The organism is Lysobacter yananisis, assembly GCF_031199375.1.
GTDB classification, from domain to species: domain Bacteria; phylum Pseudomonadota; class Gammaproteobacteria; order Xanthomonadales; family Xanthomonadaceae; genus Lysobacter; species Lysobacter yananisis.
In genome coordinates this window covers 1,011,796-1,031,317 of the sequence record NZ_CP133568.1, presented here as the reverse complement: position 1 = coordinate 1,031,317, position 19,522 = coordinate 1,011,796, and the positions used below count along the sequence as shown (strand labels likewise).

The following is a 19,522-nucleotide window of genomic DNA, read 5'->3' as shown; positions in this document are numbered from 1 at the left end:
TGCCGCGGAGCGGCCGCGCAGACTTCGACGGTCACGGGCCGTCCGAGTACACCGCGGGCAACGTGCGCTTGGCGCCGTCGAGGCGGAGGGTCACGGTCACTTCCTGTTCGATGCCGATGGGCTCGCCGTCTTCCACGCGCTGCTGGATCACCCGTCCGGGCTTCACCTGCATGCGCAAGCCGTCGCCGGCGAACGTTCCCGCCAGCCGCGGCGCGCCCGCGGCGGGCTCCGCGCCGATGCGGCGCAGCCGATACGAGCGTCCGCCCAGGGCCACCTCCACCGGCTCGTCAAGCGATCCGCAGTGATCGGTCACGAACGGGATCGAGTCAAGCTCCCTGGCCGATTCGCCGCAACGCGCACGATAGGCCGGTTGCACCTGCGCTTCGCACAGGCGGACGTGGAGCCGGCGCATCGGTTCGTCCGGCGCGACGCCGATGCGCGCATCCGCGGCGCAGTCGTCGCCGGACACTTCGTTCGGTACCAGCCGGTCGCTGTCGGCCGCGGGAGCCGATGCGCTGCTGTCGGCCGCGTCGGCCTTGCGATCCTTGGCATCGGGCCGCTCCTGCGCGGCGTAGCCGGGTGCGGCGACCGCCAATAACGCCAGTACGGCGATGTGCGCGAAATGCTTCATCGTTGCTTCCTTTCGATGCGGCTTATGACAGCATGGTTCCGCGGCGAAGACCAGGGGACTGGCCGTCGGTTCCGCCTCCGCCGCGAGCGGCACGCCAGCATTCGAGGCAGAGCCTGGGTAGCATCGGCGCTGCCGAAGCGTCCTGCGACCTTCGCCTGGCGCGAGTGCGTCGGCTGTATCGAACCCATTCCCTCCATTGTCGCCCTTCACGATGACTCTATCCGCCGACGCCCGCCAGCGCATCGAAACCCTGTTGCGCGCCCATCGACTCGTCGTTTTCATGAACGCGACGCCCGATGCGCCGGAGCGTTTCTTCTCGCACAAGATCTGCCATCTGCTCGACGGCCTCGGGCTCGACTATGCGCACATCGACGTGTCCCGCGACGCGACGCTTCGCGAACAGATCAAGGCCTACGGCGGCTTGGAGGCCATACCGCAGCTGTATCTCGACGGAAAGCCGCTCGGCGACAGCGACGCGGTCGAGCGCATGGCCGGCACCGACGAACTGCACGCCGCGCTGGGGCTGCCCGCGCCGGATCGCACGCCGCCCACGGTGCGTTTGACCGCGGCCGCCGCCGAGTTCCTACGTGGTGTCGTTCGCGGCAAAGGCGAGGGCACGGTGGTGGACATCGAGGTCGATCCGCAGTTCCGCGGCAGCCTGCGTTTCGGTCCGCGCAGGAAGCACGCCATCGCCGCCGAAGTGGATGGCGTCGCGTTGCAGTTCGATCTCGCCAGCGCGCGCCGCGCCGACGGGCTGTCCATCGACTGGCAGGATGTCGAACGCGGCCCCAGTTTGCTGCTCAGCCATCCGCGCGCGCCCGTGCCCAAGCCGGTGCGCTGGATCTCGCCGGCCGAGGCGGATGCCCGCGTTCGCGCGGGAACGCTGACCGTCGTCGATCTGCGCCGCGAGGACGAACGCGCCCTGGCTCGGCTGTCCTTGCCGTTCCTGTCTCTGGACGAAGGCACGCACGCGATCCGCAACCTACCGCCGCAGGCGCCGCTGGCGGTCCTGTGCCACCGCGGCGACCGGTGCTGGCATGGCGCCCAGCACCTCGTCCAGCTGGGTCATCGCGACGTCTACGCTGTCGAAGGCGGCATCGATGCCTGGGCCGCGGGCGTGGATGCGTCGATACCGCGCTACTGAGCCGGCGGCCGCTTGCCCCTGGCCCGTTGGCGATGCGTTCTCAGCGCATATTTCGCAGCGTGACGGTCGCCGCATTAATCGAAAGTGGGACAACTTGACACCCGGATCGCCGCGCACCACAGTCGGCAGCGTCCAATAGCGCCGCACACGCATGCGGCGCACCGCGCGCATCGGCAACCGACCGCGCGACTGTCGTCATTGTTCTCTGGGGGGAAGGCCGCGCCGCAGCAGGTTTGCCGCGTGGCATGAAAAGGCTGGTGCGTCCGCACCGGCCTCCTTCCCTATCCACCAGGCACCTGGAGAACCAATCTAATGAGCATCAGAGTGGCAGGATTCCTGCTGTCCGGCGTTTTGCTGACGGCCGGGCTGTCGCCCGCGCACGCGCAGAGCGCCAGCTGCACGGGAATCGCCGAATGGAACGCGTCGACCATCTATAGCGCGGGCAACAAGCTGGTCTATCAGGGGCGGCTGTATCAGGCGACCACGTCGATCTGGAACACGCCGCCCACGCACTGTCCCAGTTGCGGCTACTACCAGGACCTGGGCGCCTGCAGCGCGGGCGGCAATACGCCGCCGACAGTGGCGTTGACCGCGCCGGCGAACGGCGCGAGCTTCACCGCGGGCGCCACCATCGCCATCACGGCGAATGCGGCCGACGCCAACGGCAGCGTCGCCCAGGTGCAGTTCTTCCGCGGCGGCACCTCGCTGGGCGTCGATACCACCGCGCCCTACAGCGCGAGCTGGGCCAACGCAGCCGCGGGCAGCTACGCGATCACCGCGGTCGCCACCGACAACGAGGGCGCCACCACCACCTCCGCGGCGGCCAACATCACCGTCAATGCCGGGACGCCCGACACCACCCCGCCCAGCGTGCCGGCCGGACTGGCCGCGGCTTCGGTGACCTCGTCCAGCGTCAATCTGAGCTGGAACGCTTCCACCGACAACGCGGGCGGCAGCGGCGTCGCCGGCTACGACGTCTATCGCAACGGCACGCTGGTCGGCTCGCCCGCCGGCACGTCTTTCAGCGACACCGGCCTGACCGCATCCACGGCCTACAACTACCGCGTGCGCGCGCGCGACAACGCCGGCAACGCCTCGGCGCAAGGCGCGCAGATCAGCGCGACCACCGGCGCCGGCGGCGGCGACAACACGCTGCCGCGGCATGCGCTGGTCGGGTACTGGCACAACTTCACCAATCCGTCCGGTCCCACGATCCCGATCAGCCAGGTCTCCAACGACTTCGACGTCATCGTGGTCGCGTTCGGCGACGACGCGGGCAATGGCGCGGTCAGCTTTACGGTCGATCCGGGCGCCGGCAGCGAGGCGCAGTTCAAGGCCGACGTCGCCGCGGCGCGCGCGAAGGGCAAGAAGGTCGTGCTGTCGCTCGGCGGCCAGAACGGCACGGTGACCTTGAACAACGCGACCCAGGTGGCCAACTTCGTCAACAGCATGGAGGACCTGATCCGCTACTACGGTTTCGATGGCGTCGACATCGACCTGGAAAGCGGCGCGGGCGTCTACCATGGCGCGGCCGTGCAGACCAACCTGGTCACCGCGATCAAGCAGCTCAACACGCGCATCGGCCCGTCGTTCTATCTGTCGATGGCGCCCGAGCACCCGTATGTGCAGGGCGGCTTTACCGCGTACAGCGGGATCTGGGGCGCCTATCTGCCGATCATCGACGGGCTGCGCCAGGAGCTGGACCTGATCCACGTGCAGTACTACAACAACGGCGCGCTCTATACGCCGTACAGCCAGAACGGCTTGGCCGAAGGTTCGGTCGACATGCTGGTCGGCGCCAGCCTGATGCTGATCGAGGGCTTCAGGACCAACAACAACACCGGCGTCGTCTTCAACGGCCTGCGGCCGGACCAGGTCGCGCTCGGACTGCCCTCGGGCCCGTCCTCGGCCAACAGCGGACAGGCGTCGTCGGCCACGATCGCCAATGCCCTGAACTGCCTGACGCGCTTGCAGAACTGCGGAACCATCCGGCCGCAGCAGGCCTATCCGACCTTCCGCGGCGTCATGACCTGGTCGATCAACTGGGACCGGCGCGATGGCTTCAACTTCTCCAAGCCGGTGCGGGCGACGTTGAATACCTTGCCCTGAGGGGCAGCGAAAAGCCGCGAGGCTGCTCGCTTGCCCCGCGACTCCTTACTACCCGGCGCCCTTGATGGGCGCCGGTTTTTTTCGACTCCGCCGACGGCCGTTCCTGCTGGGCGGGTTCGAGACGAGGGCGTTGGGCCATGCGGTCGCGGCCGAGGTGGGGATTGCCGTGGCGATGTCGCTGCTGATCGTGCCCGGTGGTCGCGTTCGCCGCCTTGACGGATGTAACCGCGCCGGATCGCAGTGCGGGCCGCGGCTGAAGCCGAGCCGGCCGCATCGCCGAGAACGCGAACACGCGCAAACTCCGCGGTCCGGTGAGCGGTCAGCGGCATCCGCGTTCGCGCCGGGTTCGCGCCGGCGCGAACGCGCGCGAGGCGGCTACTGCAGCAGCGAATCCTCCCACTGCCGGTCCGTCGCCGACACGGTCGCGGCGTAGGTGCGGTAGTAGCTGCCGTCCCAGGGATCGTTGAAGTAGACGTAGTTGCCGGAGTAGCCGGTCACCACCACGTCGTGGGCGCCGCCGCTGCTCCAGCGCCAGGACATGATGAAGGGCTTGTTCGCGTCGATGCGCGCCTTCAGGTTGGCTTGGCTCAGGTAGCCGTTCTGCTGGTAGAAGCGCTGACTGCCCCAGAAGTAGTTCATCGCATCGTCGACGTCGTAGTTCCAGTTGCCCTGGTTGGCGTAGCTGTTCCAGTAGAAGGTGTTGTTGCCGCAGGCGTAGTTGATGCCGAAGGAATAGTTCGCCATCGAGCACTGGGTGACCCACTTGCCGTGGTAGCTCATGATCATCGAGGCCGACGCCGCCCAGCACCAGTTGCTGTGTTCCTGCTTGTACAGCGGAACGTTGAGCACGCCGGCCGAGGCGGTGCCGAGCGCGGCCAGCGCCAGCAGCGCGGCGGTGGACAGTTTGTTCTTGAGGTTCATCGAAGGACTCCGCAGTTCGGTTCGGTCGGTCAGCGCTGGCCGCGCTGCAGGTTGCCGCGCACGGCCGCTTGCAGCGCCGGCAGCAGGTCTTCGCTGCTCAGCGCCTGCTCGGCGCCGGCCGCGCTCTTGGCGTCGGCGGACAGTGCGAGCGAGCGCCGCGCCGAGGGCATCGGCACGAACCGCGAGCGCTCGCCGGCGCTGCGCACTTCGATCAGGTCGGAGGTGGCTTGGTAGATGCGCACGAAGCGGAACGAGCCGTCGCCGGTGGCCGGCGCGGCCGCGACCAGGTCGGCGGCGAGCGTGGACGCGCCCGCGCCGACGGCCTGCCAGCGGCCGTCGATCCGGTTCATGTCGAGCAGGCCGACCGGCTTTCCGGCGGACAGGATCACGAACTTCCAGGTGTCGGTGCTGCGCGCGAAGCGGCTCAGGTCGGCGTTGCCGTTGGCGTACATCAGCGCGGCCGGATCGACCGTATTGACCTCGAAGCCAGCGCCGAGCGAGAGCGCGCGCAGGTCGCCGTAGGTCGCCGCGGCGATCGGGAAGCCATCGGGCAGCTTGGCGTTGGCGGCATGGCCGCTGCTCATCTCCCGCATCATCGTGCGCAGGCCCTGTTCGGCCGCCACGCGCAGGCCGAGGCTGGACTGGTCGCGCAACGCGACCTTGCCCGCGCCGATGTTTTGCGCGGCCGCCGGCAGCGCCGCCGCCGCGCACAGGCCAAGCGCCACGGCCGGCGCCCACAGCGCCGTCCTCATGTAACCGACTTTCATCATTCGTTCTCCGCCAGGGTTGGGTTTTGTGCGATGCGACAGCGCATCGCCGACGTTCGCCGGCCGCGGCGGCCGAAAGCGTTTCGGCCGCGCGACGGCGTGTCGTAGTCAATTCACCCGGTGCGGAGCGAATTCCCGCCACCGATCGGCGCTTGCTGCATCGCATCAAGAAAATCTGCGATGAACGTTTGCCTTTTGGCTATTCCGACCGCAAAAATCATGCAGCGTGGATTGCGGCCGATGGCACTTTGATCCTCGCGATGCGAAGGCGGGCGACGGCCGCAGGGGGCGGCCGCCGCGGCGCGGGCAACCGCACCAGCCGCCGCGCAGAATCCAACGAGGCGCTTCAACCATGGGCGAAATCACCGTCCTGCTCGGACAGGCGCGCGGTGGCGACGGCGATGCCTGGGACCGGGTGGTGCATCTGCTGTACGCCGATCTCAAGCGGTTGGCGCGGCGCGCCAGCGCGGGTTCGCACGGGCAGGAGGTCACCGCGCTGGTGCACGATTGCTATCTGCGCCTGGACCGCGGCGGCGCCGACGGCATCGAGAGCCGCGCCCACTTCCTGTCGGTCGCGGCGACGGCGATGCGCCAGCTGCTGATCAACCATGCGCGCGACCGCATCGCCGACAAGCGCGGCGGCGCGCACGCGCACACCACCTTGGGCAAGGCCGATCTCGACGCCGCGCGCGCGGCGTACTCGGAGGCCGAGGAAATGGTGATGATCGACGCCGCGCTCAAGCGTCTCGGCGACGCCGACGAGCGCCTGGTGCGGGTACTGGAATGCCGCTTGTTCGCCGGGCTCAGCGAAGAGGAGACGGCGCTCGCGCTGGGCCTGCCGCTGCGCTCGTCGCAACGGCTGTGGCAACAGGCGCGCGAACGCCTGCGTGCGCTGCTCGATGCCTGAACGCAGCGGCATGTCGTTGCGCGACCGGCTGCTGCAACCGCAGGGACCGTTGCGCGGCGCATTGTTCGACGAACTGCTGCGCACGCGTTTCGGCGCCTGCGAACTGCAGCCCGGCGACCGCATCGGCGCGTGGCGGATCGTGCGCGAGCTGGGGCGCGGCGGCATGGGGCTGGTATGCCTGGCCGAGCGCGACGACGGCGAGTTCGATCAGCGCGTCGCGCTGAAACTGCTGCCGGACGCGGCGACCGCGCCGGACAGCGAGGCCTTGTTCCGGCGCGAGCGCCAGTTCCTGGCCGGGTTGTCGCACCCCAACATCGCCCGCCTCGTCGATGGCGGGCATACCGACGACGGCCACCTGTGGTTCGCGATGGAGTACGTCGAAGGCCTGCCGGTAGACCGCCACGCCTGCGCCCACGCGCTGGACGAACGCGCGCGCGTGACCTTGCTGCTGCCGGCGCTGGAAGCGGTCGAGTTCGCCCACGCCAGGCTGCTGATCCATCGCGACATCAAGCCCGGCAACGTGCTGGTCGACGCGCGCGGGCAGGCCCGGCTGCTGGACTTCGGCATCGCCGGGTTGGCCCAGGACAGCGATCCGGCCGCTGCGTTCACCCCCGATTTCGCCAGTCCCGAGCAGCGCGGCCGGCGTGCGGTCGGCACCGCTTCGGACGTGTGGCAGCTCGGGCGCCTGCTCGATGCGGTATTGCGCGCGGGCGATGCCGCGCCGCCATCGCGAGACCTGCAGGCCATCGTCGCGACAGCGATGCGCGAGCGCCCCGAGCGGCGCTATCCGACGGTCGTCGCGCTGAAGAACGAACTGCTGCGCTACCTGCAGCGCCGTCCGGTGCGCGCGCGCGGCGGCGGTCCGGCGTACCGGTTGCGGCGGCTGGCGCAGCGCCATCCGTACGGCACCGCCGGCACCGCGCTGTCCGCGCTGGCGTTGCTCGCGCTGGCGGCCGCGTTCGCCCTGCAGTCCGCGGCCGAACAGCGGCGCCTGCTGCAGGCGCGCGACGAGACCGCGGCGATCAACCGCTTCCTGAGCGAGGACATCCTCGGCGCCAGCGATCCGTTCGAAGGCGACGGAGACAAACGGCCGATCGCGGCGCAACTCGAGGACGGCGTGCAACGCGCGCAGGCGCGCTTTCGCGGCCATCCCGCGGTGGCCGGGCGGGTCGTGCTCGCGCTCGGCAAGAGCCTGCTCGCCCGCGGCCGCTACGATGCGGCCGAGGACGCCGCCGAGCGCGCGGCCGCGTTGCTGGCGTCGGACGCCGATGCGCACAGCGCCGCGGACGCGCAGTTGTTGCGCGCGACCGTGGACATGTACCGCGGACGGCCGCTGCGCGCGCAGCGGCGCCTGGAGCGCCTGCAGGCGAGCTTTCCGTACCGCGCCGGCGCCGATTCGCCATTGGAGTGGCATATCCAGGTCGCGCGCGGCTGGAACGCGATGCTGCGTAGCCGCTTCGGCGAATGCGTGGCGATCTACACCGCCCTGCTGGCGCATCCGGGTGCGATCGGCGAGGGCGACCTGGGCGATGCCTACAACAGCCTGAGCCTGTGCCAGGTCGCCGTCGGCGCGGCCGCACAAGGATTGCGCAGCGGCGAACGCGCCGAGCGCCTGGCCGCCGCCGCCAACGGGCCGCGCAGCGGCAACGCCGCGATCGCCCGCATCCGCATCGCCGTGGCCCTGAGCGCGTTGGGCCGCCATCATGAGGCGACCGCGCGGTTTCGCGACGAGGTCGACGCCTTGATCGGATTGCTCGGCGAGAACCACGGCACCACCGCGACCTATATGGATCACCTGGGCCTGCTTTACCTGTGCGCGGGCGACAACGAGGCCGCGGTCGAGTGGACCGGGCGCGGATTGCGCGCGCGCCAGCGCGTGTTCGGCCCGCAGCATCCATGGACCATCGGCGTGCAGGCGCAATACGCGGTGGCACTGCTGCGCAGCGGCCGGATCGATGCCGCTCGCGGGATCGTGGCGGAGGTGGAGCGCATGCAGGACGCGGTCGACGAGCCGGGATCGCAAGTGGCGATGCATCACGGGCTGGGCGAATGGTATTTGCGCGAGGGCCGGATCGACGCGTCGATCCGCCATTACCGCGCCGCGCGCGAGCTGGCCTCGCGGCCGGGGATGCAGTACCGATGGAACCTGCATGCCATCGATGCGGGCCTGGGCCTGGCGGCCTCGCGCGCGGGCCGCAGCGCGCAGGCGCGGCAGGCGTACCTTCGCTACGACCAGAGTGGGATCTACGACAACCGCTGCGACGGCGGCTTGCGTGCGGAGGCGGACGCCGACCGCCTGAGCTATCCGCGCCGCGACTGAGGTGCAGGATGTTGCGTGATGCCTGAAGCGGTTTCGCATCCGGCGCGGCCGCCTGCCGCGCGCAACTTGTCAGAATGACGCACGAGCCACCGGCTCCAGGCGACCGACGCCGCATCGATCTACGCAGTGCCCCTGATGACGGCGCCGTTGCCTGCCGCCGCGAACATCCGACATCACTGGCGGCAAGCGCCGTGTCGCGTTCGCGGTTGCTTTCCTCGCCGCGGCGGCCGTGGTGTCGCCGGCCGCCGCAACCGCCGCTTCACCAAACAGAGCCGATTCACCCAACAGAGCCCAACCCCATGAAGATCAGCACCCCGGAACGCCGCAATCGTTCGAGCCGCCTGAGCCTGGTCGCGATGCTCGCCTTCGCGTTCGCCGCATCGTTCTCGGCGACCGCCGTCGAACCCGACTGCGAGGACTGCAAGATCACCTACCTGGTCTGCCTGCGCAACGCGCCGCCGCTCGGCCATCTGGTCTGCTCCATCCAGTACAGTCAGTGTTTGGCGGCGCACAATTGCCCGGCGTCGAGTCCCTGAGGCGACCCCGTGCATGCGCGGCGACGGCATCGCGCTGTCGCCGCGCGAACCGGGCGGCAAGATCGGTTGGACGCGGCCCATCCGAATCGGTGGGGCGCACGTACGATCTTCACCAGGCAAGCGTCCTGGCGGCGCCGGCGCCGCACCGGCGCCGATCAGCCCGACGTCATCACAATGGGGGCATGGCATTCGCTGCCGAAATTCGCCGACTTCTTGTCGAGCATCAGGCGCAGTTTCGGGATCTTCAATACCTTGCCGCGCATGCTCGCGATCGGAATGACGCCTTTGGCGGGCGCCTGCGTCGCGCCGAATTGATCGGGCGCGGTGCGTATGTTCCAGACCAGCGTATCGAAGCCGGTACCGAAGGCGAGCAAGTGGTCGAGGGGGACGATCGCCCTGGTGCTGAGATCGCCGTTGTCGAATTTGTCCCAGAACATGATGCTGGTCAGGCTGGAGGTCGAAACCGAAAACCGCTCTTCCGGGTCGGTCGACCGGTAGAAATGGATCCAGCTGCGCTCGGGCTTCTTCAGCGGTTTGCCTATGGCCTGCGCGTCGAACCGGAAGTGAAGGATCGCGGCGACCCTGTCTTCGCGGACGGTTTTCCGCGCGGCCTCGTCGCGCGGCCAGTCGTAGTCGAGCTCCCATTTCAGTGTCATCCCGGGGCCGAACGAAAGGCGCTTTGCGGAGCGCCATTCGTAGCGGTCGCGGGTAGCGGTGGCAGTCCCGTCGCTTACGCTCAGGTCCCGCGTGGCGATCCACTCGCCCTCGGCGTCTTTCTCTGCGGCGATGCAACTGAGCCGCACGCCGGCGTTGGAACCTTGGGCGTGAACCCCGCAGGAAACGGCCGAGATCAGGATGGCGAGAACGGCGGGCTTGAAGCGAGCGGCGGTCATTGTGCGGACGTAGTGGGCCCCGGGTCGGACAAGCCCGGGCCGGACAAGAATGCCCGACCGGATCGCTTCCGCGCCAGACCCGGACGTCCCGACGCAGGCCTGGACGGGCGCTGCGGCATGCAGCCGCGCTTGCGCGCGCTCAGCCGTCGACCGCAGGAAACTGCGTCAGCACCGCGTCGAGCAAGCCCATCCGCAGCCGCACCATATCCTCGTCCACCGCCAACACCTTGGCTCGCCGATGCGGCCGGCGCAGGTGGCGGTAGAGTTCGACCGGGTCGAGATCGATGCGCACGCGCAGCCGGTTGGTCAGGCAGACCTCTTGGGTCTCGCCGTCGCCGATCTGGGCGAAGCACTGGCGGATGCGGCCGCGATACGCTTCGCGGTCGAGCTCCAGCTGGAATTCCACTGGTTCGGCGCGCGCGCCGTGCGTCAGCGCGGGCGCTTCGGGCGTCGCCCGCAACAGCGCCGCCATGCGCTCCAGCCACGCGCCGCCGTCGGCCCGCGCCGACAGCGGCCCGGTCGCCACCGCATGCCAGCAGCGCTCCAGGTGATCGTAGGCGAGGAAGCGGCGGAGGTAGCGCACCACCTCGAACGACGGCGGGATATGCGCGAACAACGCGCTGCCGTCGTGTTCGGCCGTGCTCAGGCGGCCGTGCATCGGCTGCGGCGCGTGCGCGATGGTTCCGCTGAAGACGTGCGCCTAGGCCTGATGGCCGAGGCAGATGCCCAGCACCGGCACGCCGGCGCGGGCGATCGCTTCGTTGCCCACGCCCATGTCCGCCGCGCGCTCGGGGCGCCCGGGTCCGGGCGAGATAACGATCGCGCCGTATGCGCCGGTAACGCGAGCACGGTTGGGTTCTGCCGACGATGGCTGGAAAGACAGCGACGCGATTCGCGCTATCGATTCGCGGTGTTCATCGCATTGGAAGACGCGGCGCGCGTGGAATGCGTCCAGCGTGCGCGCCCGCGACGAATGCGGCGCGCGCCGTCGCTCAATCGAATGTCTGATGGACAGATCGCTTCGTCATCGGGCTGAGCGCCGAGCGAGAAAGCCGAGGGCAGCCGTCGTTTCGGCGACAACGCGATGCCGGAGTGGGCGTCGTGCCGCTCGGGTATCCTGCCGCTCGGGCGACGGCCGGTTCGCGGTGTCGACGCGGCTCGCATCGGCGATCCAGTGTCCCGAAGCGCGGCGGATCGAGATCGCCGGCTTCGACGACCGTTCGCGGGTGGCGGATCGCGCCGCGGCGCCGACGCCCGCATCCGGCGACGGGGCGTTTCGCAAACCGCGGCCGGCGCGACGCGGCCGGCCGCGATCGAACTCAATACACCGGCAGCGCGATCGAACTGGCGGTGTCGGGCGAATGCCAGACCCGTTGCGTCGCCTTGCGATAGTCGCCCGGGCGGGCGAAGTAGACGTTCGGCACGAAGGTCTGCGGGTTGCGGTCGTACAACGGGAACAGCGTCGACTGCACCTGCACCATCACCCGGTGGCCGCGCTGGAACACGTGGTTGGCCTGCGGCAGCGCGAAGCGGTACGGCAGCGGCCGGTCCTGCGCGATGGCCTTGGCGTGCTCGAAGCTCTCGCGATAGCGCCCGCGGAAGATCGCCAGCGCGATGGGCAACTCGTAGCCGCCCATCTCCGGCGCCGAGGCGACCTGATCGGGATAGACATCGATCAGCTTGACCACCCAGTCGCTGTCGCTGCCGCTGGTGGATGCCTGCAGATTTACCTGCGGCGTACCGGCGATGCGCAGCGGCTCGCTCAAGGGCTCGGTGACGAAGGTGAGCACGTCGGGACGGCCGTCGACGAAGCGCTGGTCCTTGACCAGCCAGCTCGTCCACATGTCGCGGTCGCCGAACCGCACCGGTCGCGGCGCGAACGGCACCGGCTTGGCCGGGTCGGAAACGTATTCCTCGAACGCGTCGTCGCCGGCGCGCGGCGGCTGGAACGACAGCTGTCCGCCGGCGCGCAGGTACAAGGCCTTCGCGGTGGATGCGCAGCCCTGCGCGCAACTGCGCGGCCAGTTCGGCAAGCGGTCCCAACGGTCTTCGCCGGTGTTGTAGACCAGCACCGGTGGCGTATCGGCCTTGGGCGCGCCTGCGACCAGGTACTGGTCGAAGAACGGCTTGAGCACGTCGCGGCGGAACTGCAGCGCGGTGTCGCCGTCGAACTTGATCGCGCCGAGGTTGCGCGCGTCGTAGTTGACCTGGCTGTGCCGCCACGGGCCCATCACCAGATAGTTGCGGTCGTTGCCGGTGTCGCGCGGCTCCATCGCCTGGTAAGCGTGGTTCGCGCCCCACATGTCCTCCTGATCCCACAGGCCCTGCAACCACATCGTCGGCACTTTCACCGGCGTAGAGGCGAGCGTGCGGTCGAGCGCCTGTTCCTGCCAGAACGCGTCGTAGGCCGGGTGCTCGGTCAGCTTGCGCCACCACGGCAGCTGTTCCAGGCCGTTGGCGCGGGCGTAGTCGCCGGCCGAGCCGGCGCGCAGGAAGGTGGTGTAGTCGTCGTAGCCGGTGCTGGCGATCGAACCGCCCTTGCCGCGCTTGCTCAGCTGGCCGACGAAGTAGCCGAAGTTGACCTGGCGGAACGCGCCGTAGTTGAGCCAGTCGTCGCCCATCCAGCCGTCGATCATCGGGCTTTGCGGCGCGGCCACTTTCAGCGCCGGATGCGGATCGGTCAGCGCCATCGCCACGGTGAATCCTTCGTACGACGAGCCGAGCATGCCGACGCGGCCGTTGGATTCGGGCACGTGCTTGACCAGCCAGTCGATGGTGTCCCAGGCGTCGGTGGCGTGATCGACCTTGGTCGGGTTCAGCGGGCCGCGCAGCGGCCGCGTCATCACATAGTCGCCGTGCGAGCCGTACTTGCCGCGCACGTCCTGGAACACGCGGATATAGCCGGCCTGGACGAACACTTCGTCGCCCTGCGGCAGAATGTCGAGCATGCGCGGCGAATCCAGGCGCTTGGCGCGACCGGCCGCGTCGTAGGGCGTGCGGGTCAGCAGCATCGGGGCTTTCTTAGCCCCCTTCGGCACCACGATGACCGTATACAGCTGGGTGCCGTCGCGCATCGGGATCATCGCCACGCGCTTGTCGTAGTCCGCGTCCTGGGCGGGCGCGACGAATGGCTTGCCGGTGATGTCGGGCGTCATCGGCGCGGTCTGCGCCTGCGCCTGCGTCGCCATCAGCAAGGTCAGCAGCATCGATGCGGCGAGCGCGCCGCGCTGCGTGGAGAGCCGGTTCTGCATGAAGGTCACCGAGGGTCGGGTGCGTACCGGTCGATTGAACCGGCTGCGCCATCGGCTCACAAGTGCAGGGTCGGGCGGCTTGCGCGGATTGCGTACCGGTAGCCGCCTTCCCGGCCGGCGCGGACGCCGCCACGTGCCGCGCGGCGGCGTCCGGACGCACGCCTCAGACCCCGCCGGCGACTTCGCAGTTGTACATGCAGATGCCGTAGAACTTCTCGCACTTCGCTTCGGTGCCGCCGTTGCGATAGCAGTTGTACAGGCCCCGGGCGCAATCGTTCTCGCAGGTGGAGGCGAACGCCACCGAGCTGAAAGACAGGCCGAACGAAAACACGCACAGGGCGACGAGCCGGATTTTGACGTTCATCGTTGCATTCCTCCATGGCCGCATGGGCGGGCGTTTAACCGCTGCGGTCGGCGATGTCGCGCCGTACCGCCGTGGATCGGAGGCATCGCCTCCGGGATTCGGGGCCTTGCGGTCCCCTTTCCTCAACTCGCAGGAATCCGCGGAAACGGCTCATTCGCTCGCGTCCGCGCCTCGGACGGCTGGCCGAGGCCCCACAGCGCCCGCGCCTCGTCGGCGAGCAGGTCGGGACGCTCCTCGGGCCAGAACAGGCGGCCGCCCTCGACCCGGCGGACGCCGCGCGAGCCGGGCAGGGTGCGGTCGAGCCACTGCGCCCAGCGCATCGGGAACAGCGGGTCGGCATCGCCCCAGAGCATGCGGGTCGGCACGCGGCAGCGGCGCAGCGCCGGTTCGATGGCCAGCAGCGGATTCGGCTCGAACGCGGCCAGGTGACGGTTCAACTGCTGCCTGCGCAGCGGCGAGGCGAGCAGCGGGGCGAGGTAGTACTCGATCGCTTCGTCGCTGAAGCTCGCCGGGTCCGCGTACGCCGATCCGCCGATGCCTTGCGCGGAGCGCGCATAGGCGCGGTCTTGCAGATGGCGTTCCAGTTTCTGGTCGTAGACGCCGTCGCGGGCTTTCTGGATCGAGTTGCGCATCTGCGGCGGCGGGCTGTTCTCGTGCACGTCGCAATTGGTCAGGATGAGGCTGCGCACCCGGCCGGGATGCCGCACCAGCAAGAGCTGGGCGACGGTTCCGCCGCTGTCGTTGGCGATGAGGTCGACCTCGCTCACGGCCAGCTCGTCGAGCAGCGCGGCGAGCATGTCGGACTGCGCCTGGGGCGAGAGATCCTGCTGCGCCGATGCCTCGCTATAGCCCAGGCCGAGCAGGTCCGGGGCGATGCAGCGCCGATGCGGCGACAGCCGCTGCAACGCGCCGCGCCACTGGAAGCCGTTCAACGGGAAGCCGTGGACGAACAGCGCCGCCGGGCCGCTGCCGCGCTCCACGCAGGCGATCCGTCCGAACCGCGTCGGCACCAGGCGCCGCGAGGCATGGAAGGCTGCCGCGTCCAGCTGCGGCGCCCGCTCGCCGCCGCTGCCGTCGCCACCGATGGTCCGGCACCCAGGCAACAGCGCCCACCCGGCCGCCGCGGCGCAGGCGGACAAAAGCGCTCTTCGCTTCATGCCTGTCCTCCGCTCGACGACGATGCCGCGCGCGTGCGGCGCGGCGATCGCGCCACGGTTTTGAACAAGCGCACCGGCTTGCCGGGCGCGCGCGCGATCGTGCCCTTGGCTTCGAGATCGAGCTGCACCGCCTTCAGCCACCACCCGGCCTTGGCGCCGCCGGGGAACAGGGCCTCGGGCAATCGCGCCAGCAAGGCCTCCTTGGCCTCGGCGACGCTCAGGCCCGGCGCCGCCGCGGGCAGCACGGCGAGCAGCGCATCGCGCATCGCCGTGTACTTGGCCCGGTCCACGCGCTGGCGATGGCCGGGAGAGACCGCGTTCTCGATCTCGATCTTGTCGTCGCGCTCAGACATGGAGGTCTCCCGCGACGACGATCTGGGGGACGCGAAAGCCCATCGCGATCCACGCCTTCATCAGTCTGGCGTAGAACGACAGCGATTGGCGCCGCAGGTTGGGGACGTCGTCCGGCAACGCCGACGGGTCTTCCAGGTCGCCGGTCATGGTGCGCATCTGCAGTGGCGGCAGCGCGCCGTCGCGCCACAGGCCGCCGTACAGGCTCAGCCAGTGTCCGCCTTTGAACTCCATGAACACCGGCGTGTTGCAGCACGCGGCGACGACGCGGCGGGTGCCGGCGCCGGGCGCGAGGCGGAATTGCCTGAGCTGCTGCGCGCCGCGCACGAAGCGGACGCGGTCCTTGCGCTGCAGGACGAAGCGGGTCGCGCCGTGCGCGCCGAGCACCGGACGGGCGCCCGGCAGCCGCGCCAGCCGCGCGCCGGCCTCGCGGCAGCTGTCGCAACAGCATTCCACGCTGGCGATGGGAGGGCCTTCGACCTCCACGGCGAATTGGCCGCAGGCGCAGGCGAGGCAGCGGATCGATGACATGGCGGGCCTTTCGTCGTGGGTTCACTGCTTCGACGAACGGGCCCGCGCCATTTCGACACGCCCGGCGCGGAATTTCGCCGCGGCGCGTTTCAGGCGTCGGCCGGCAGCGCGCGCTCGCCGGCGCCGGCCTCGGTGCGGCGGAGCTTGCGCAGGAACGCCTGTCCGCGTCGGCCCGGCGCCATCGCCACGCCGGTGGTGACCAGGAAGAACCGCTCCAGCTCCGGCGACAGGCTGCTGACCACGCAGAAATCGTCGCCTTCGCGGTGGTTGATCGCGTAATACAACGGCAGCCCGCGCGCGCGCAGGTCGGCCACGACCGTGGGCAATAACTGCCGCGGCGCGACCCGCGCCGGTTCGGCGAAATCCCAGGACGCGCGGTGCAGGCGGCGCGGATCGATCTCGCCCCTCGCGCAGTCGCGCAGCCGCGGGTACGGGGCCAGCAGTTCCAGGCTGAGCCGGTCGAGGTCGGCCAGGTGCTCGGTGTCGCGCTTGATGTCCACGCACTGGACCAATTCGCTGAGCGCGCGTAGGGCTGCGTGGCGCGGGTAGGGCGACGCGCCGCAGCCGTGCGAGTACACGACCTCGTCTTCGAGCCGGCGCTCGGCCACGGCGATGAACGCCGGATAGGCCAGGTCGGTGGTGATGTCGATCAGGCGCAGCGCGCAGCCGATCCGCGCTTCGGCGATGCGGTGGGCGCGCGCGAGTTCGTCGGGCAGCGACGCCGGTTCGATCCAGCGTCCGTAGCGGGCGTCGCCGCCGAGATGGTGGGCGATCAGGAATAGCGACCAGGCGTCGCGTTCGACGATCTCGCCGATGCCGTGCAGCGCCGCCTCCTCGAAACTGCCGCCGATCGCGGTGCCGCTGTTGGAGCCGAAACGCAACGCGCTGGCGTAGTCGAAATCGTCGCGAGGATCGGTCGCGCGCGGGCTGCCCGGATAGTCGGGAAAGCTCAGGAACAAGGGCACGGGCAGGGTGTCGTCGCCCCAGTACGCGGTATAGGAACGGCAGGCCAGGCGCCGCTGCGGCTGTTCGGCGAGCGCGGACAGGAACGGCAGCGCGGCGTAGCGCGGGTCTTCGGCGATCGATCCCGCGCTCGGATAGTCCCACTGCTGCGGCAGCGTCGCGGCCTTGCAGTAGTGATGCTCGACCGCTTCGTACACCGCGCCGGTGTAGGCCGCGTCCGGCTCGCCCTTGCCGCCGCCGAACGCGAGCACGCGGCCGTCGCCGTCGAGCAGGAAGCACTTGGCGGTGACCAAGCCATCGCCGAGCCGGTCGGTGTCGATGCACCAGCCGCGGCGCGCGATGCTCGCGCGGATGATGCGGTCGGCGTCCTCGAGGCTGCGCTCGCGTTCGTAGGGAATCATTGCGCGTTCTCCGCTTCGATGCCGACGCGCGTGCGGCGCGCATGCGCGCCGCACGCGCGCGGCGGGCCGCTTACTTGGCGAACTCGTCGAGGAAGGCGCGTTCGTGCGACGTCGGCGTATTGAGCTCGATCATCGCGGCCTTGAACTCGGCGGCCGAGGCGCTGTTGGCGCGCAAGGCCTCGCTGGACGGAATGGCCGATCCCTTCTGCAACACGGTCTTGATTACCGCGGGACGCTCGTTACCCATGGTGCAACTCCCTTTGGTCGAAGGAGACCCAAGGGCGCGCCGCCGGACCCGGCGGCGCCGAGGTTGCGGTTCGTCCTTGTGCCGCAGCCTGCGGCTGCGCATCCAGGCTCCGGTCGCGGCGGGCAATCGTCAGTGATGGCTATCACAAATGCTTCGGCGACCCGCGAATGAGGCGACCGGTGGAGGCGCAGCGTCGTTCGGGCCATCGCGACTCAATGCGGTTCCGCGGCGCGGATCGCGCCGATGATCCGCGCCCGCCGGTTTTTGCGAGTACCGCCATGCCCGCTGCAGCGACAGCCGGGCCGCCGGTGCGACGCAGGCGATGCCAACGGCAACGCGCACGCGGGCGATCGCGCCACCTACCGCATGTTCCACCACAGGAGCGAGCAGCATGAAATGGTTTTCGGCCCCCACCCTGGTCCTGCTGGCGGCGATCGGACTGATCCAGTTGTCCGGCGCCACCGCGCAGGCGGTCACGCCGCCCTTCGTCTTGAATCCGGCGTTGTGCGCGCCGGTCTGCGGCGCCTCGCAACTGGCCGACCGCTCCTGGATCAAGCCGGGGCGCGCGATATATGAAGAGCAGAGCGTCGACGTCGACATCGACGCCGCGGATCTGCTGCAGGCCGGCCAGGAAAGCGTGTTCGTCAGCACCCTGTCCGGCGACCAGGCCTTCACGCCGGCGGGCCAGTTCACCGCCAACGCGACCGGCGGCGGCATCGGCATCGTGCTCGGATCGGCGCAGCCGCCGTACCATCCCAACTGCGTCGGCGCGACCGCGCAGAACCGCCAGTTCGGCATCTTCGGCTACACCTGGGCCGATCCCTGGGCTTCGACGCCGGGCGTGATGGACTGCAAGAACATCCCCAAGGCGGCGCTGTCCCGAGGCACGACGGTGCGCGTGTCCATCGACACCTACTGCGGCCGCGGCCTGGCGCCGGTGTGTTCGGTGACGGCCACGCTGACCAACAAGGCGACCGGCGCGGTGCTGGCGCAGTCGAGCGTGTCCGGCGTCAGGATCAAGAACCCGCTCAACGCGCGAAAGGTCTGGTACGGCGTCAGCAACTTCTATGCCGACGCGCCGAACTATCCGGTGAGCTTCGCTCCGAAAGTGGAGACCTACTACGCGGAGATCGAACCGCAGTGCAATCCGATCTGCCCGTAAGCTCGGTTCCTCCGCGACCGGCGCCGCGCCGCGTCGGCGTCGCGCACGCGGGTTGAACCTCCGCAGCCGGGCCGCGCTGCGCGCGCGCCCCGGCTTCTTCGCTGGCGACGCCGCCTGTCCGGCGCGGGCGCCGCTGCGCTACGACGCCCGCTGCGCTGCGGCGCCGGCCGCGCCGCGGATCACGCCGGCGACGCGCCTTCGGCAGCGGCCTGGGATTGCTCGAACACCTCGCGTTGCGCCGCGAACGCGCGCTGGTAGGCCGGCCGCGCCGTCGCCCGCGCGACGTAGCCGGCGAGGTTGGGATAGGCCTCGACCGTGCCGAAGCGCGCCAGCCGCAGCAGCACGGTGGTCATCAACAGGTCGCCCGCGCTGAAGCCGCCGTCGAGCCAGTCGGCGTCGCCCAGGTGCCGCGACAACTCGCCGAGCCGGCGGTGCACGCGCTCGTCGAGCATCGCCGCGCGCTCCGCGTACCAGCTGCGCTCGCGTTCGAGCACCTCGGTCATCGCGCGTTCGAAGATCGGCGGCTCCACGGTGTTGAGCGCGGCGAACATCCAGGCGATGGCGCGCATGCGCGCGTCCGCGTCGGCCGGCAGCAGGCCGGGGTGGCGCTCGGCCAGGTGCAGCACGATCGCGCCGGATTCGAACAGGGCGAGCCCGCCGTCCTCGTAGGTGGGAATCTGTCCGAACGGATGCAGCGCCAGATGCGCCGGTTGTTTCATCGCGGCGAAGGAGAGCAGGCGCACCCGATAGGGCTGGCCGAGTTCCTCCAGCGCCCAGCGCACGCGCATGTCGCGCGCCAATCCCTTGCCGCGGTCGGGCGAGGTTTCGAAAGCGGTGATGGTCGGGGTCATCTGTGGGCTCCGGTGA

General features: G+C 69.8%; 20 protein-coding genes. 7 read left to right on the top strand and 13 right to left on the bottom strand.

The genetic code is table 11. The features are described 5' to 3' along the window. Nucleotides 1-31: 31 nt before the first annotated feature. Nucleotides 32-724, bottom strand: a complete 693-nt coding sequence (locus tag RDV84_RS04370; RefSeq protein ID WP_139381875.1) for a hypothetical protein — start codon at nucleotides 722-724, stop codon at nucleotides 32-34. 118 nt (nucleotides 725-842) lie between these two features. On the opposite strand from RDV84_RS04370, the gene RDV84_RS04365 reads away from it, so the two are divergent. Next, complete coding sequence (locus tag RDV84_RS04365) at nucleotides 843-1,775, top strand: glutaredoxin domain-containing protein (RefSeq protein ID WP_309152601.1); 933 nt, start codon at nucleotides 843-845, stop codon at nucleotides 1,773-1,775. Nucleotides 1,776-2,099: 324 nt separating this feature from the next. Then, complete coding sequence (locus RDV84_RS04360) at nucleotides 2,100-3,884, top strand: Ig-like domain-containing protein (RefSeq protein ID WP_309152600.1); 1,785 nt, start codon at nucleotides 2,100-2,102, stop codon at nucleotides 3,882-3,884. A 375-nt stretch (nucleotides 3,885-4,259) separates the two neighbouring features. Here the strand turns inward: RDV84_RS04360 and RDV84_RS04355 are convergent, their stop codons facing one another. Continuing rightward, nucleotides 4,260-4,805: a C39 family peptidase gene (locus RDV84_RS04355; RefSeq protein WP_057946008.1), complete on the bottom strand. Its 546-nt coding sequence runs from the start codon at nucleotides 4,803-4,805 to the stop codon at nucleotides 4,260-4,262. A 29-nt stretch (nucleotides 4,806-4,834) separates the two neighbouring features. After that, nucleotides 4,835-5,557 (bottom strand): hypothetical protein, encoded by a 723-nt coding sequence (locus RDV84_RS04350; protein ID WP_309152599.1) that lies wholly within the window; start codon nucleotides 5,555-5,557, stop codon nucleotides 4,835-4,837. Between the two features lie 367 nt (nucleotides 5,558-5,924). Here RDV84_RS04350 and RDV84_RS04345 point away from each other — a divergent pair, with 367 nt between their 5' ends. From RDV84_RS04345 to RDV84_RS04335, 3 genes are all read left to right on the top strand, one after another. Then, nucleotides 5,925-6,479 (top strand): ECF-type sigma factor, encoded by a 555-nt coding sequence (locus RDV84_RS04345; protein WP_309152598.1) that lies wholly within the window; start codon nucleotides 5,925-5,927, stop codon nucleotides 6,477-6,479. Further along, nucleotides 6,472-8,799, top strand: coding sequence for a serine/threonine protein kinase (locus RDV84_RS04340; protein ID WP_309152597.1), 2,328 nt, complete (start codon nucleotides 6,472-6,474; stop codon nucleotides 8,797-8,799). Before RDV84_RS04345 ends, RDV84_RS04340 begins: the two co-directional genes overlap by 8 nt. 299 nt (nucleotides 8,800-9,098) lie before the next feature. Then, on the top strand, nucleotides 9,099-9,335 hold the full coding sequence (locus RDV84_RS04335) for a hypothetical protein (protein ID WP_057946012.1): 237 nt from the start codon (nucleotides 9,099-9,101) through the stop codon (nucleotides 9,333-9,335). 155 nt (nucleotides 9,336-9,490) lie between these two features. On the opposite strand, the gene RDV84_RS04330 is transcribed toward RDV84_RS04335, so the two are convergent. After that, the gene (locus RDV84_RS04330) at nucleotides 9,491-10,228 is read right to left on the bottom strand and encodes a hypothetical protein (protein ID WP_309152596.1); all 738 of its coding nucleotides are present in this window, start codon (nucleotides 10,226-10,228) and stop codon (nucleotides 9,491-9,493) included. 139 nt (nucleotides 10,229-10,367) lie between these two features. After that, nucleotides 10,368-10,844 carry a hypothetical protein gene (locus RDV84_RS04325; RefSeq protein WP_309152595.1) on the bottom strand — a complete coding sequence of 159 codons (477 nt, stop codon included), beginning with the start codon at nucleotides 10,842-10,844 and terminating at the stop codon, nucleotides 10,368-10,370. On the opposite strand from RDV84_RS04325, the gene RDV84_RS04320 reads away from it, so the two are divergent. Continuing rightward, the gene (locus tag RDV84_RS04320) at nucleotides 10,833-11,264 is read left to right on the top strand and encodes a hypothetical protein (RefSeq protein ID WP_309152594.1); all 432 of its coding nucleotides are present in this window, start codon (nucleotides 10,833-10,835) and stop codon (nucleotides 11,262-11,264) included. The two genes, RDV84_RS04325 and RDV84_RS04320, sit on opposite strands and share 12 nt — an antisense overlap. A gap of 283 nt (nucleotides 11,265-11,547) precedes the next feature. On the opposite strand, the gene RDV84_RS04315 is transcribed toward RDV84_RS04320, so the two are convergent. The 7 genes from RDV84_RS04315 to RDV84_RS04285 form a co-directional block, all read right to left on the bottom strand. Beyond that, the gene (locus RDV84_RS04315) at nucleotides 11,548-13,434 is read right to left on the bottom strand and encodes a CocE/NonD family hydrolase (protein WP_309153679.1); all 1,887 of its coding nucleotides are present in this window, start codon (nucleotides 13,432-13,434) and stop codon (nucleotides 11,548-11,550) included. Between the two features lie 208 nt (nucleotides 13,435-13,642). After that, nucleotides 13,643-13,843: a hypothetical protein gene (locus RDV84_RS04310; protein ID WP_078996879.1), complete on the bottom strand. Its 201-nt coding sequence runs from the start codon at nucleotides 13,841-13,843 to the stop codon at nucleotides 13,643-13,645. A gap of 122 nt (nucleotides 13,844-13,965) precedes the next feature. Further along, on the bottom strand, nucleotides 13,966-15,000 hold the full coding sequence (locus tag RDV84_RS04305; protein WP_309152593.1) for an alpha/beta fold hydrolase: 1,035 nt from the start codon (nucleotides 14,998-15,000) through the stop codon (nucleotides 13,966-13,968). Continuing rightward, entirely contained in the window at nucleotides 14,997-15,353 is a 357-nt protein-coding gene (locus RDV84_RS04300; RefSeq protein ID WP_309152592.1) for a DUF6958 family protein, read from the bottom strand. Before RDV84_RS04300 ends, RDV84_RS04305 begins: the two co-directional genes overlap by 4 nt. Beyond that, nucleotides 15,346-15,882, bottom strand: coding sequence for a GFA family protein (locus RDV84_RS04295; protein WP_309152591.1), 537 nt, complete (start codon nucleotides 15,880-15,882; stop codon nucleotides 15,346-15,348). The genes RDV84_RS04300 and RDV84_RS04295 overlap by 8 nt, the downstream gene beginning before the upstream one ends. An 89-nt stretch (nucleotides 15,883-15,971) precedes the next feature. Next, nucleotides 15,972-17,246 carry a YcaO-like family protein gene (locus RDV84_RS04290; RefSeq protein WP_309152590.1) on the bottom strand — a complete coding sequence of 425 codons (1,275 nt, stop codon included), beginning with the start codon at nucleotides 17,244-17,246 and terminating at the stop codon, nucleotides 15,972-15,974. 70 nt (nucleotides 17,247-17,316) lie between these two features. Beyond that, entirely contained in the window at nucleotides 17,317-17,493 is a 177-nt protein-coding gene (locus RDV84_RS04285) for a hypothetical protein (protein WP_157490319.1), read from the bottom strand. A gap of 391 nt (nucleotides 17,494-17,884) precedes the next feature. On the opposite strand from RDV84_RS04285, the gene RDV84_RS04280 reads away from it, so the two are divergent. Then, nucleotides 17,885-18,655 (top strand): hypothetical protein, encoded by a 771-nt coding sequence (locus tag RDV84_RS04280; protein ID WP_309152589.1) that lies wholly within the window; start codon nucleotides 17,885-17,887, stop codon nucleotides 18,653-18,655. 179 nt (nucleotides 18,656-18,834) lie between these two features. Here the strand turns inward: RDV84_RS04280 and RDV84_RS04275 are convergent, their stop codons facing one another. Then, nucleotides 18,835-19,506 carry a glutathione S-transferase family protein gene (locus tag RDV84_RS04275; protein WP_309152588.1) on the bottom strand — a complete coding sequence of 224 codons (672 nt, stop codon included), beginning with the start codon at nucleotides 19,504-19,506 and terminating at the stop codon, nucleotides 18,835-18,837. Nucleotides 19,507-19,522: the final 16 nt, after the last annotated feature.

What these genes read in the sequence shown, in the direction of transcription:
- RDV84_RS04365 (WP_309152601.1), top strand. Translation starts at nt 843, where the DNA reads ATGACTCTATCCGCCGACGCCCGCCAGCGCATCGAAACCCTGTTGCGC.
- RDV84_RS04355 (WP_057946008.1), bottom strand. Translation starts at nt 4,805, where the DNA reads ATGAACCTCAAGAACAAACTGTCCACCGCCGCGCTGCTGGCGCTGGCC.
- RDV84_RS04350 (WP_309152599.1), bottom strand. Translation starts at nt 5,557, where the DNA reads ATGAGGACGGCGCTGTGGGCGCCGGCCGTGGCGCTTGGCCTGTGCGCG.
- RDV84_RS04345 (WP_309152598.1), top strand. Translation starts at nt 5,925, where the DNA reads ATGGGCGAAATCACCGTCCTGCTCGGACAGGCGCGCGGTGGCGACGGC.
- RDV84_RS04340 (WP_309152597.1), top strand. Translation starts at nt 6,472, where the DNA reads ATGCCTGAACGCAGCGGCATGTCGTTGCGCGACCGGCTGCTGCAACCG.
- RDV84_RS04335 (WP_057946012.1), top strand. Translation starts at nt 9,099, where the DNA reads ATGAAGATCAGCACCCCGGAACGCCGCAATCGTTCGAGCCGCCTGAGC.
- RDV84_RS04330 (WP_309152596.1), bottom strand. Translation starts at nt 10,228, where the DNA reads ATGACCGCCGCTCGCTTCAAGCCCGCCGTTCTCGCCATCCTGATCTCG.
- RDV84_RS04320 (WP_309152594.1), top strand. Translation starts at nt 10,833, where the DNA reads ATGCGCGAACAACGCGCTGCCGTCGTGTTCGGCCGTGCTCAGGCGGCC.
- RDV84_RS04315 (WP_309153679.1), bottom strand. Translation starts at nt 13,434, where the DNA reads ATGCTGCTGACCTTGCTGATGGCGACGCAGGCGCAGGCGCAGACCGCG.
- RDV84_RS04310 (WP_078996879.1), bottom strand. Translation starts at nt 13,843, where the DNA reads ATGAACGTCAAAATCCGGCTCGTCGCCCTGTGCGTGTTTTCGTTCGGC.
- RDV84_RS04305 (WP_309152593.1), bottom strand. Translation starts at nt 15,000, where the DNA reads ATGAAGCGAAGAGCGCTTTTGTCCGCCTGCGCCGCGGCGGCCGGGTGG.
- RDV84_RS04300 (WP_309152592.1), bottom strand. Translation starts at nt 15,353, where the DNA reads ATGTCTGAGCGCGACGACAAGATCGAGATCGAGAACGCGGTCTCTCCC.
- RDV84_RS04295 (WP_309152591.1), bottom strand. Translation starts at nt 15,882, where the DNA reads ATGTCATCGATCCGCTGCCTCGCCTGCGCCTGCGGCCAATTCGCCGTG.
- RDV84_RS04290 (WP_309152590.1), bottom strand. Translation starts at nt 17,246, where the DNA reads ATGATTCCCTACGAACGCGAGCGCAGCCTCGAGGACGCCGACCGCATC.
- RDV84_RS04285 (WP_157490319.1), bottom strand. Translation starts at nt 17,493, where the DNA reads ATGGGTAACGAGCGTCCCGCGGTAATCAAGACCGTGTTGCAGAAGGGA.
- RDV84_RS04280 (WP_309152589.1), top strand. Translation starts at nt 17,885, where the DNA reads ATGAAATGGTTTTCGGCCCCCACCCTGGTCCTGCTGGCGGCGATCGGA.
- RDV84_RS04275 (WP_309152588.1), bottom strand. Translation starts at nt 19,506, where the DNA reads ATGACCCCGACCATCACCGCTTTCGAAACCTCGCCCGACCGCGGCAAG.